This window comes from Hymenobacter segetis, from assembly GCF_038448715.1.
In the GTDB taxonomy this organism is placed as follows: Bacteria; Bacteroidota; Bacteroidia; order Cytophagales; family Hymenobacteraceae; genus Hymenobacter; species Hymenobacter segetis.
Window position 1 is genome coordinate 21,594 of sequence record NZ_JBCEVZ010000054.1, and the last position, 10,365, is coordinate 31,958.

The 10,365-nt window shown below is 60.9% G+C and carries 10 protein-coding genes; 4 read left to right on the top strand and 6 right to left on the bottom strand.

Annotation, left to right across the window (positions count from 1 at the left end; translation table 11 throughout):
* The first annotated feature begins 1 nt into the window (after nt 1).
* Complete coding sequence (locus AAFH49_RS17555) at nt 2-985, top strand: glycosyltransferase family 9 protein (RefSeq protein WP_342300213.1); 984 nt, start codon at nt 2-4, stop codon at nt 983-985.
* A gap of 1 nt (nt 986) precedes the next feature.
* On the opposite strand, the gene AAFH49_RS17560 is transcribed toward AAFH49_RS17555, so the two are convergent.
* From AAFH49_RS17560 to AAFH49_RS17570, 3 genes are all read right to left on the bottom strand, one after another.
* The gene (locus tag AAFH49_RS17560; RefSeq protein WP_342300215.1) at nt 987-1,700 is read right to left on the bottom strand and encodes a pirin family protein; all 714 of its coding nucleotides are present in this window, start codon (nt 1,698-1,700) and stop codon (nt 987-989) included.
* Nucleotides 1,678-2,211 (bottom strand): hypothetical protein, encoded by a 534-nt coding sequence (locus tag AAFH49_RS17565; protein ID WP_342300217.1) that lies wholly within the window; start codon nt 2,209-2,211, stop codon nt 1,678-1,680. Before AAFH49_RS17565 ends, AAFH49_RS17560 begins: the two co-directional genes overlap by 23 nt.
* Nucleotides 2,212-2,362: 151 nt before the next feature.
* Nucleotides 2,363-3,094 carry a dioxygenase family protein gene (locus AAFH49_RS17570; RefSeq protein WP_342300218.1) on the bottom strand — a complete coding sequence of 244 codons (732 nt, stop codon included), beginning with the start codon at nt 3,092-3,094 and terminating at the stop codon, nt 2,363-2,365.
* 206 nt (nt 3,095-3,300) lie between these two features.
* Between AAFH49_RS17570 and AAFH49_RS17575 the strand changes: the two genes are divergently transcribed.
* Nucleotides 3,301-3,573 carry a UBP-type zinc finger domain-containing protein gene (locus AAFH49_RS17575; protein WP_342300220.1) on the top strand — a complete coding sequence of 91 codons (273 nt, stop codon included), beginning with the start codon at nt 3,301-3,303 and terminating at the stop codon, nt 3,571-3,573.
* 212 nt (nt 3,574-3,785) lie between these two features.
* On the opposite strand, the gene serS is transcribed toward AAFH49_RS17575, so the two are convergent.
* On the bottom strand, nt 3,786-5,060 hold the full coding sequence (serS, locus tag AAFH49_RS17580) for a serine--tRNA ligase (protein WP_342300222.1): 1,275 nt from the start codon (nt 5,058-5,060) through the stop codon (nt 3,786-3,788).
* Between the two features lie 450 nt (nt 5,061-5,510).
* Between serS and rho the strand changes: the two genes are divergently transcribed.
* Both rho and AAFH49_RS17590 read left to right on the top strand, forming a co-directional pair.
* The gene (gene rho / locus AAFH49_RS17585; RefSeq protein ID WP_342300224.1) at nt 5,511-7,754 is read left to right on the top strand and encodes a transcription termination factor Rho; all 2,244 of its coding nucleotides are present in this window, start codon (nt 5,511-5,513) and stop codon (nt 7,752-7,754) included.
* Between the two features lie 355 nt (nt 7,755-8,109).
* Entirely contained in the window at nt 8,110-8,778 is a 669-nt protein-coding gene (locus AAFH49_RS17590) for a DsbA family protein (protein ID WP_342300225.1), read from the top strand.
* 59 nt (nt 8,779-8,837) lie between these two features.
* Here AAFH49_RS17590 and AAFH49_RS17595 read toward each other — a convergent pair whose 3' ends face one another.
* A complete protein-coding gene (locus tag AAFH49_RS17595) occupies nt 8,838-9,494 on the bottom strand; it encodes a hypothetical protein (protein WP_342300226.1) in 657 nt (218 codons plus the stop codon).
* Between the two features lie 80 nt (nt 9,495-9,574).
* Nucleotides 9,575-10,365 (bottom strand): UbiA family prenyltransferase (locus tag AAFH49_RS17600; protein ID WP_342300227.1); only part of this gene is annotated, 791 nt, incomplete at its 5' end.

A 10,365-nucleotide genomic window follows, 5' to 3' on the forward strand; every position in this document is an offset into this window, starting at 1 on the left:
TGTGAAAATCCTCGTTCTCCGCTTTTCTTCCATCGGCGACATCGTCCTCACCACGCCCGTGGTGCGAGCGCTGGCGCAGCAGATACCGGGCGCGGAGGTGCATTTTGCCACCAAGCCCGGCTACCGCAGCCTGCTCGAGCCCAACCCCTACATCACCAAAGTGCACTGCCTCAACGGCAGCCTAGGCGAGTTGGTGGAAGCGCTGAAAGCCGAACGGTTCGACTACATCGTCGACCTGCACAACAACCTGCGCACCCGGCTCATCAAGCTGCGGCTGGGCGTGAAATCCAGCAGCTTCGACAAGCTGAACTGGCAGAAGTGGCTGCTGGTCAATTTTAAGATTGATAAGCTGCCGCGTGTGCACATCGTACAGCGCTACCTAGCCGCCGCCGCACCGCTGGGAGTTAAAGACGACGGCCGGGGCCTCGATTACTTCATCCCCGCTGGCCAGGAAGTAGACCTAGCCACGCTCCCCGCCGATTTCGCCAGCGGCTACGTGGCCGTGGCCATTGGCGCGCAGCACGCCACCAAGCGCCTGCCATTGGAGAAACTGGTGGAGCTGTGCCACAAACTGGCCCCGCGCCCCATCATGCTCCTCGGCGGCCCGGAAGATGCCGCCGTGGCGGAGGCGCTGATAGCAGCCGTAAGCCAGGAAAACCCAATAATCCACCAAGGCTGCGGGCGCTACTCACTGCACCAATCAGCCTCGCTGCTGCGGCAGGCCGATTTTGTGGTGAGCCACGATACCGGTCTGATGCACATTGCAGCCGCTTTCGGCAAGGAGATTTTCAGCGTGTGGGGCAATACCGTGCCCGCCTTCGGCATGTACCCGTACTGCACCGAATTCAAGGTGCTGGAAGTGCAGGGGCTAAGTTGCCGACCGTGCTCCAAAATCGGGTTTGCCAAGTGCCCGCAAGGCCATTTCAAGTGCATGCGCGAGCAAACGCTGAATCTGGAATTGCCCCCGGCCCGCGATGGGCGCTAGCTCAGGCTGCCCGCGGGGCCATCTCCAGCACGAGAATCAGGGCATCGTTGCTCAGGGCTTCGAGCTCGATTTCAGCCACGTTCCACAAGGCCAGGCCGTCTTTTTCGTGCATCAGGCGGCTTTCGACTTCGAAAGCCCCAGCTAGAGCAAATACAAATACGGTATTAGCTGGGTTTTCTAGTTGATAAATAGCTTCCTGACGGCCCGCAAAACGACCCAGGCTCACGGTAAACGGTAGCGGATTGGCCGTCGCTGGCAGTAACCGCGTCAGCTGGTTATGAATGGCTTCGCTGTTGAAACTGCCGCGCTGCTCGCTGCTGTTGGCCACTGGCGCATCGGCCAGCAGCCAGAGGTACAGCAAGCTCACTAACTCGGTATTATAGGGGTTGCGCACGCGGAGCGTGCTGCCGGCGGGCAGCGTCAGCACGGTAGTTTCTTCCACGCTCACGGTGGTTTCAGACTGCCCAAAACTGCCCAGCGCCACGGCCCCCGTGATGGGGATAACGACAACGTGCGAGGCTTCCACCACCGTGAAATCCAGCGCGTGGCCGCCAGCCAGCGTTTCCTCATTCAGGCCGTACAAACGGCCAAACGGCCCCTTGTGCGGGTGCGCCCACGGCCCGAAGCTGAACGTGCTGTAACGCCGGAACCGGTCCGATTCGGCCAGCCCCCGCTCATCGGCCAGAAAGATTTTACCCGGCGTTTGCGCTATCATCGGAAGCGGGCGTGAGGATGGAATAAATGCTGAGAAACGGCTGAAGCGGCACCAGATGCGTCAGGATTTCGTCAGCATCACTTGCCGCCGAAGCCTCTGATACTACCAGAAATGCCCCCACGGTATCGTGCCAGCGCAGCGGCTCCGACACAAAATTGACCGCAATCTGATGTTTGCTCTTATCCTGCAAATCAGAGTTAATCAGCTCGAACTGAAACCGCTTGAACCGCAGAAACTGCCGCCCTAGGTTGTCGGTAATGTCGGGCATCCGCTCATTCAGTTGCTGCACATAGCCCGTCACGGCCCCGCTCACCAGAAAATGCAGGCGCTCAGCCCCCGGCATGAAATGTAGGATTTCGCCAAACGAGCGGTACTGCTGTCCGGGGTTGAAATTCTGCGCCTGCAGCCGGAACTCGGCGTAGCTGTCGTTCCATACCAGCTGGTCCCAGGAGCGGGTAGCGGTGGCATCAATGATTTTGCGGTAGCAAAGCGTGATGAGGCGGTCGGGCATGGGTAGGGGAGGACGGGCCGCGAAAGATAAAAAACGCCGTCATGCTGAGCGCAGTCGAAGCATCTCTACCGCGAAGAGTAATTCAATCGTGTCAACGAAGCGGTAGAGATGCTTCGACTGCGCTCAGCATGACCGTTCAGAACTTCTGATTCTACGCCGGCACGCCCATCGAAAACGCCAGCTGGAACCCCGCCGCCGTGCTGCCCGTTACAGTAGCCAGCTCCTGCGCCACGCCGTCGCTGAACACGTTGTCAGTGGCATTGGAAGTGTAGCCGCTCAGGCCCTTGGCGTAGCCGTTCACGGCGGCCACGGCCGTGCCGGTCCCTTCGGGGAAGGCAATCTGCGTGACTTTCAGCGAAGTGCCGGTGGCCGAATACACATGCACATGAATGTGCGTGGCGCGGCCCGAATACCAGCCCGGAAAAATGCTCGTGAACTTCACCTGCCCGTTGGCGTCCGTCACCTGCCGGCCGCGCAGGAAGTGCACCGACTGATAGTTGGTGGCCTGCATGCCCGAGCCGCCGTATTCCGAATAGTTGCCCTCGGCATCACAGTGCCAGATATCAACCAGCGCGCCCACCAAAGCGGCGCAGCTGCTGTTGCTATTGGTCAGATTGATACTGATATCCACCTGGTAGCCCGTTTTGCCGTCGCGGATATCGCTGCGCACATACGACGACGGCACTTTGGTGGGGAATGGCCCTTCGGTTTCGGTGGGGGCCACGGCGCAGCTGCCCGAGCCGGTGCCCGTGGTGCCGGTAGTACCCGTCGTGCCGGTGCTGGTAGAAGTAGGCGTCACCGTGTCCTTGCTGCAAGCCGACAGCAGCACGGGTACCGATGCAGTGCCCATCAGGAGGCTTTTTAAAAAGTGTTTTCTTTCCATGACGATAGGGACTAGGCGGTTAAGGAATCCGTTGGCTGATTGATTACCCAAAACTGCCCCCTAACATTCCCGCCGCTGCTACCGAATCGCCGGTTTCGGCCAGCGGCTCGACGGTTTCGCCATCCGGCTCGCAAAAAGAATTGCTATATTTCATGAGCCGGGCAATTCCGGCCGGTCAGTTGTCTTCCTCCAAACCCGCCCCCGTCATGCCCGAAACCGAACCCTGCCAGCACCTCACGGCCCTCACCAGCCTCAAAAATGCCCCCGAATACGCTTGCCCCGAGTGCGTGGCCCTTGGCGATACGTGGGTGCACCTGCGCGTATGCCAGCAGTGCGGCCACGTCGGCTGCTGCGACTCTTCCCGAAACAAGCACGCTACCAAACACTTCCACGCCAGTCAGCACCCAGTCGTGTCATCGGCCGAGCCCGGTGAACGGTGGCTCTGGTGCTATCTGGATGAGGAGATGGCGGATTATTAGGAGTCGTCGGTGAGTGGCCTGCCCGTCTGTCATTGCGCGTGTAACGAAACGCGGCAATCCGTCCTCTCGATGTGACCAACTCTGAGATGTGATAAAGCCCTTTTACCAGAAAGCCCCAATACTGCGAAGTATCGGGGCTTTCTGGTAAAAGGTCGTTTCTGGTATTTACAGGACGGATTGCCGCGTTTCGTTACACGCGCAATGACAGGCGACTACCCGATTTTCTCAAACCCGCAGTAGCTGTGCAGCACTGCTGGCAGATTAATGCCCTCCGCCGTCTGGTTGTTCTCCAGCAGCGCGGCCACGATGCGTGGCAACGCCAGCGCCGAGCCGTTCAGCGTATGCAGCAGTTGGGTTTTGCCGCCGTCGGCCCGGTATCGGCACTTGAGACGGTTGGCTTGGTACGTCTCAAAGTTTGAGGCCGAGCTCACTTCCAGCCAGCGGCCCTGGGCGGCGCTCCACACCTCCAAATCAAACGTCAGGGCGCTGGTGAAGCCCATGTCGCCGCCGCAGAGGCGCAGCACGCGGTAGGGCAGTTCCAGTTTTTGCAGCAAGCCTTCGATGTGGGCCACCATGGTATCAAGGGCGGCGTAGCTGTGTTCGGGCCCCGTGATTTGCACAATTTCCACCTTATCAAACTGGTGCAGGCGGTTGAGGCCACGCACATCGGCCCCCCACGAGCCGGCCTCGCGGCGGAAGCAGGGCGTGTGGCCGGTGATGCGAACGGGCAGCTTCTCAACCGGAATAATCTCGTCGCGGTAGATGTTGGTCAGCGGTACCTCGGCCGTAGGGATGAGGTAGAGGTCGTCCTTGGCATCGTGGTACATCTGGCCCTCCTTATCGGGGAGCTGGCCGGTACCGTAGCCGCTGGCCTCATTCACTAGAATGGGCGGCTGCATCTCGGTGTAGCCGGCGTTGCGGGCCTCATCCAAGAAGAAGTTGATGAGCGCGCGCTGCAGGCGGGCCCCTTGGCCTTTATAAACAGGGAAGCCTGCGCCGGTGATTTTCACCCCCAGCTCGAAGTCGATGATGTCATACTTCTTAATCAAATCCCAGTGCGGCACGGCGTCGGGTCCGAGTTCGGGCTTGGTCCCGTGCTCGCGCACGATTTCATTATCGGCGGCGGCGCGGCCTTCGGGCACGCTGGCGTGGGGCAGGTTGGGCAGCTTATACAGAAGCTGCTGTTGCTCTTTTTCCACCTGGGCCAGCTCGGCGGCGGCGCTCTGGGTATGCTGCTTGAGTTCGGCGGTGCGGGCCTTCAGTGTTTCGGCCCCGGCTTTGTCGCCGGACTTCATGAGGCCGCCGATTTGGCGGGCCAGCTCGTTGGCTTCGGCCTGAGCCGAGTCGTGGCTGGTCTGGAGCTGGCGGCGGCGCTGGTCGAGGTCGAGGATGGCGGCCACGTCGGCGGGGCCGGTGGCGTAGCGTTTTTTGGCAAGGCCGGCCAGCACAAGGTCGGTCTGGTCGCGGAGAACGGAAAGTTGCAGCATGAGGCAGGTTGGGGTAAGCCGGGCAAAGGTCGTAAGTAAAAACCGACCTCACCACCGCCTTGGCTACGAAAGCCTTGGCGCGGCACGCAACTTATTTTGCCGCGCCCCGTGTTCCCACGCCATCCGCAAGGCATCCGATTTGGCAGTTTGTCCGTAATGCGCTAACATTGCGGGAGCAACCGGCCGCCTTGGTCGGGCCCGCGGGCCGTAGTGCCCGTCGTTGGTCCGCCTGTTTGCTGAATTTCCAGCGGCCCATTCTGCACCTCATTTTCCTGCGTATTCATCTCGCGCCGTGCGCCGCTCACTAGTAGCTCGTTCGGACCCCGCGAATTAATATTTCCCGCGGCCCCGCCGCCGTGCCGTAGCTGGCTTTTTTGCGCCCCCAGTGGGCCGAAGCGGGCCGCCAGCCCCCAGTGCTTTACAGCCAGATGTTCCCCCCTTATCCCCATTATGCACACCATTAACGAGTTGAAGGACCGGCTGCTGTCCGACCTCAAGGAAATTGCCGAAAAGCTAAACGTCGGCAACTTTAAACGGCTCAGCAAGCAGGATTTGATTTACAAAATCCTTGACCAGCAGGCCCTCACCCCCAGCGCGGCCGAAATTGCTGCCGCCCCGGCCGCTGCTGCGCCGGTAGCAGCCATTCCGGCCACTGTCGCGCCCGCCGCCAACTCTGCCCGGCCTGCCCGCACCGCTACCCGCCGTGCCGCGCCTAGCACGGCCGAACAGCCTTTTTCCGATGTCGCGCCGCCCGCCGCCAAAGCTCAAAACGGCCGTCCAGCCCGCGAGCCGCGCCGCGAAGCCGCCGTTTCAGTGGCTGAAGAGCCTGCTTCGGTAGTTGCTGCCGCGCCGGCTCCCACGGTTGAAATATTGGATTCTATTGAGGGCCTAGCCTTGGTGGCACCTTTCGAAGCTACCGGTGCTACGTTGGCCCAGGCTCCAGCCACTGCCGCTGAAGCGGCGGCCGACACCGACGCCCAGAATACTGCCGCCACTGCCCCCCGCACTGACCGCCCCCGCCGGGAGCGCGTCGACCGCGCCGGCCGGCCCATCACCGAGCAGCGTGCCGCCGAAATGGCCGCCGAAAAAGCTGCTAATGAAGCCGCCGCTGCTGCCGCGCCCGCTGCCGAACCCAATACCGATACCCGTGAGGGCAACTCCAACGGTCGCCGCGATTTCGGTGGCAGCGGCTTTGGCGACCGCCGCGAAAACCGCGCCGACCGTTTCGAGCGCGACAACCGCGAAGTGCGCGATAACCGCCAAGACCAGCAGCGCGCACCCCGCCAAGACCAGCAGCCCCGCGAAAACCGCGATAATCAGCAGCCCCGCAGCGACCAGCCCCGGCAGGAGCGTGAGCCCCGCCAGGACCAGCCGCGCAACGACCAGCCCCGCGGCGAAGGCAATAATAACAACCGCAACCTGACCCGCGAGGAGCGCTACGCCCAGCGCGACCTGCAACGCCAGCAGCGCCAGCAAAATCCCGACGGCTCGCCCCGCACCGACCAGCCCCAGGGCCAGAACCAAGGCCAAAACCAGAACCAAAACCAGCAGAACCAGCGTCCACAGCGTCAGGAGCTGGATTTGGTGGTGCCCGGTGGCGGCACGTTTGAGCTGATGCCCGACGGTGGCTACGGCTTCCTGCGCTCGCCTTACTACAACTACCTCAGCTCGCCCGACGACGTGTACGTGTCGCCGCAGCAGGTGAAGCAGTTTGCCATGAAGGCTGGCGATACGGTGGTGGCCACCATCCGGCCGCCGCGCGAGGGCGAGAAATACTTCGCTCTGGTGGGCGTGGAAAGCATGAACGGCCGCACCGTGGAAGAAGTCCGCGACCGGGTGCCGTTCAGCCACCTCACCCCGCTTTTTGCCGACCACCGCATGAAGCTGACCACCAAGCCCAGCCAAATCAGCACCCGCGTGCTCGATTTGTTTGCGCCCATCGGTAAAGGCCAGCGTGGCCTCATCGTGGCCCAGCCCAAAACCGGTAAAACGGTGCTGCTCCAGGAAATCGCCAACGCCATTGCCGAGAATCATCCCGAAGTCTACCTCATGGTGCTGCTCATCGACGAGCGTCCCGAGGAAGTGACCGACATGGCCCGCACCGTGAAGGCCGAAGTGCTCAGCTCGACCTTCGACGAAACGGCCGACCGCCACGTAAAAATTGCCGAAATGGCGTTGGATAAAGCGCGTCGCCTCGTAGAGTGTGGCCACGACGTGGTGATTCTGCTCGACTCCATCACCCGCCTCGCCCGGGCTTACAACACGGTGCAGCCTAGCTCGTCGCGCATCCTCTCGGGTGGTATCGATGCTGGGGCGCTGCAAAAGCCCAAGCGTTTCTTCGGCGCGGCCCGCAACGTGGAAGGCGGCGGTTCGCTCACCATCATCGCCACTGCCCTCATCGAAACCGGCTCCAAAATGGACGAGGTTATCTTTGAGGAATTCAAGGGCACCGGCAATATGGAACTGCAGCTGGACCGCAAGCTGGCCAACAAGCGCGTGTTCCCGGCCATCGACATCCCGGCTTCCGGCACCCGCCGCGAAGACCTGCTGATGAGCAAGGACGAGCTGAACCGCGTGTGGGTGCTCCGCAAGTTTATGTCGGACATGACGGCCACCGAGGCCATGGAATTCCTCAAGGACCGCATCAAAGGCACCAAGGACAACGAAGAATTCCTGCTGGCCATGAACGGCTAGTAAGCCTGATTACCAAATTAAAAAAGGCCCGTTGCAGCAATGCAACGGGCCTTTTTTAATGGATTTAGATTTTGGCTGATTAATTGAATTATTCAATTTATTGAAATAATTCAATTGTGTAAATTGAGCCCGAAAAAGCCCGCTGCATTGCTGCAACGGGCTGTCGGTAGAATAATAATCGTCAATAATAATAAATGGACGTATAAAAATTATCCACTTGAATAACGCTAGGTATCACGGAGCAAACTATGGGTTGAAGGAATAAATTCATCATTGTTGAAAATAAGTTTCGCCCACTTCACATAAGCCGCCGGGCGAGCAATAGGGCGCTATTTTTGGCAGAAAAAAAGCGCGTATGAATCCTGACCCCATCGTTCAGCTGCCCGAATTGCTCTATGTTCACGACCCGCTGTGCGGCTGGTGCTACGGCATGAGCCCGGTTATCAATCAGGTGCAGCGCGAGTTTGCAGGGCGCGTCGACGTGTCGGTACTGTGCGGCGGCATGGTGCGTGACGACGATGCCGGCCCGATTTCTGAAAGCTGGGACTACATCCGCCAGTCCTTAGTGCAGGTGGAAGACGTGACCGGCGTGGAATTCGGCGAGCCGTTCAAGGCACTGGGCGAAGCCGGGACTTACTACTACGACTCGGAGCCGCCGAGCCGGGCCATCGTAGCGTTTCGGCACCTGACGCAGGACCCGGCCCGCGCCGTAGCCTTCGCCCACGACGTGCAAACGGCCTTTTTTCGGGATGGCCAGGATTTAAATGCTGCCGCTACTTATGTGCCGCTGCTGGTCCCGTTCGGGGTGGATGAGGCGGAATTCCTGCGCCGTTTTGCCGCGCCGGAAACGGCCACGGCTGCCCGGCAGGAGTTTGCGGCGGTGGCCCGCATTGGCGTACAGGGCTTTCCCACGGCGGTGGTCCGGATAGGGGAGCAGGGCTACGTACTGGCCCGGGGCTACCAGCCGTTTGAGCAGATGCGGGCGGGGCTGGAGCAGCTGTTGCTGCAGGAATCGGGCAGTTAGAACGACTGATGTTCTGGTGTCCCGAATTAAATAATTCGGGGTACTCGTGCCATGTGGCGTTAGCGCACCCGCACGCTCTGCTTTTTTATGGGCGACCAGGCAATCTGGCGGCGGTCTTCCTTACCTTTCAGGTATTCGAAGCCGATGGCGTCGGGCCGTTTTTGCAGGTCGTTCCAGGTCGCGCGGTCGAGGTTTTCGATGCCGCCCGGGAACGTGGCTTTGGCCGCCACGGCCGGCGTGTGAAACTGCGCCGGCAGGAAAAACCGGTCGATGCGGCGAAGCACGAAGGTTTCGCGCTCGGCGCGGGTGGCGGTGGGGCCTTTCATCTCATACACGAGGGCGGCTTCGAGGTCGGGCTCGGTCAGCATTTCGCGGAAAATAACCTGGCCCTCGGGGTCGGTGATGGTAAATTCGCCGGTGCCTTCGAGGATGGACGGGCCGCGAAATATGAGCTGGAATTTGTCGGCCGGGCCTTTGGGACGGCTGAAATTGTGCGCTATGCGCGACACGCGCAGCGTATCGCGCACGGCCGAAACGGCTTTGGTGTGGGCGGTGTCGGGGGCGGGCAGGGCGCTATTGGTAGCTGTTGGCGCGGTGGTGCTGTCCGGCCCCTGACGGTCATCCATCTGGGAAACCGAGCCTTCATTTACAGCCGAAGGAGTAGAGTTGCAGGCGGCCAGCAGCGGCAGTAACAGGAAGAGGCGGGTGGTACGCATGATAGTAGCCATTGAAGTGAAATACCTTGTTGATACGCGGCGAGGGGCCGCCTGAGTTACCGCCGTCACACGGCCGGCGCTCAGCGCCAGAGCAGCATGGCGATAAAGGCTGCACTTAAGCACAACGACGAAACTTGGTTCATCTGCATGGTGTGCTCGAAATCGGCGGCGCGTTCGTCGTGCCACACGGCCCAGGCCCAGCGGCTGAACAGCGCCACCACGGGTCCGGTAGCTACCAGAAAAATCAGCAGCGGGCGGATTTCCTGGCGCAGCCAGTAGGCCAGCCCCAGCGCCGCCGCACCCGCCAGCAGCCCGATAGCCGCAAAGATGAACGTGCCCCGGATGCCCAGTCGTAGGCTCAGGGTGCGGTCGCCGCGCCGGGCATCTTCTTCGTGTTGATATACTTGCGTGAGCGGGTAAGAGCCGCACAAAAACAGCGTGCTGACCAACGCCAGCAGCAAATTGGTCTTTTCAAAAAGCTGCTCCGGCGCGGCCCCTACGCCCACCTGCGTCATCAACAGCGTGAACGCGCCTTGGAAAACCACCACCACCAGCGTGCTCAGCAGCGGGTATTTCTTCAGCCGAATTCCCTCATAGCTGTAGGCTTTCGATATCAGCAAATACGCTATTACCAGCGCAGCAAATGGCAGCGAGAGTAGCGCCGCCCCCGCCACGGCCAGCGCATCAAACAGCCAAACTAAATGCAGCAACTCCTGCGTGACCTTGGGCGGCGCTTTCAGCCCGCCGATGCTGCCTTCGTCCTTATCGTAGTAGGAGTTGTAGCCGTTGGAGGCGGGGTAAGCCAGCAGGTGCAGCACCACAAATACACCCACGGCCCGCCACCCGCTCCAAGGTCCGCGCAAGGCGCTCA

Excerpts from the sequence above, each read along its gene's own strand:
- AAFH49_RS17565 (WP_342300217.1), bottom strand. The coding sequence starts at position 2,211 with ATGCCCGACCGCCTCATCACGCTTTGCTACCGCAAAATCATTGATGCC.
- AAFH49_RS17590 (WP_342300225.1), top strand. The coding sequence starts at position 8,110 with ATGAATCCTGACCCCATCGTTCAGCTGCCCGAATTGCTCTATGTTCAC.
- AAFH49_RS17575 (WP_342300220.1), top strand. The coding sequence starts at position 3,301 with ATGCCCGAAACCGAACCCTGCCAGCACCTCACGGCCCTCACCAGCCTC.
- AAFH49_RS17560 (WP_342300215.1), bottom strand. The coding sequence starts at position 1,700 with ATGATAGCGCAAACGCCGGGTAAAATCTTTCTGGCCGATGAGCGGGGG.
- AAFH49_RS17570 (WP_342300218.1), bottom strand. The coding sequence starts at position 3,094 with ATGGAAAGAAAACACTTTTTAAAAAGCCTCCTGATGGGCACTGCATCG.
- AAFH49_RS17595 (WP_342300226.1), bottom strand. The coding sequence starts at position 9,494 with ATGCGTACCACCCGCCTCTTCCTGTTACTGCCGCTGCTGGCCGCCTGC.
- rho (WP_342300224.1), top strand. The coding sequence starts at position 5,511 with ATGCACACCATTAACGAGTTGAAGGACCGGCTGCTGTCCGACCTCAAG.
- serS (WP_342300222.1), bottom strand. The coding sequence starts at position 5,060 with ATGCTGCAACTTTCCGTTCTCCGCGACCAGACCGACCTTGTGCTGGCC.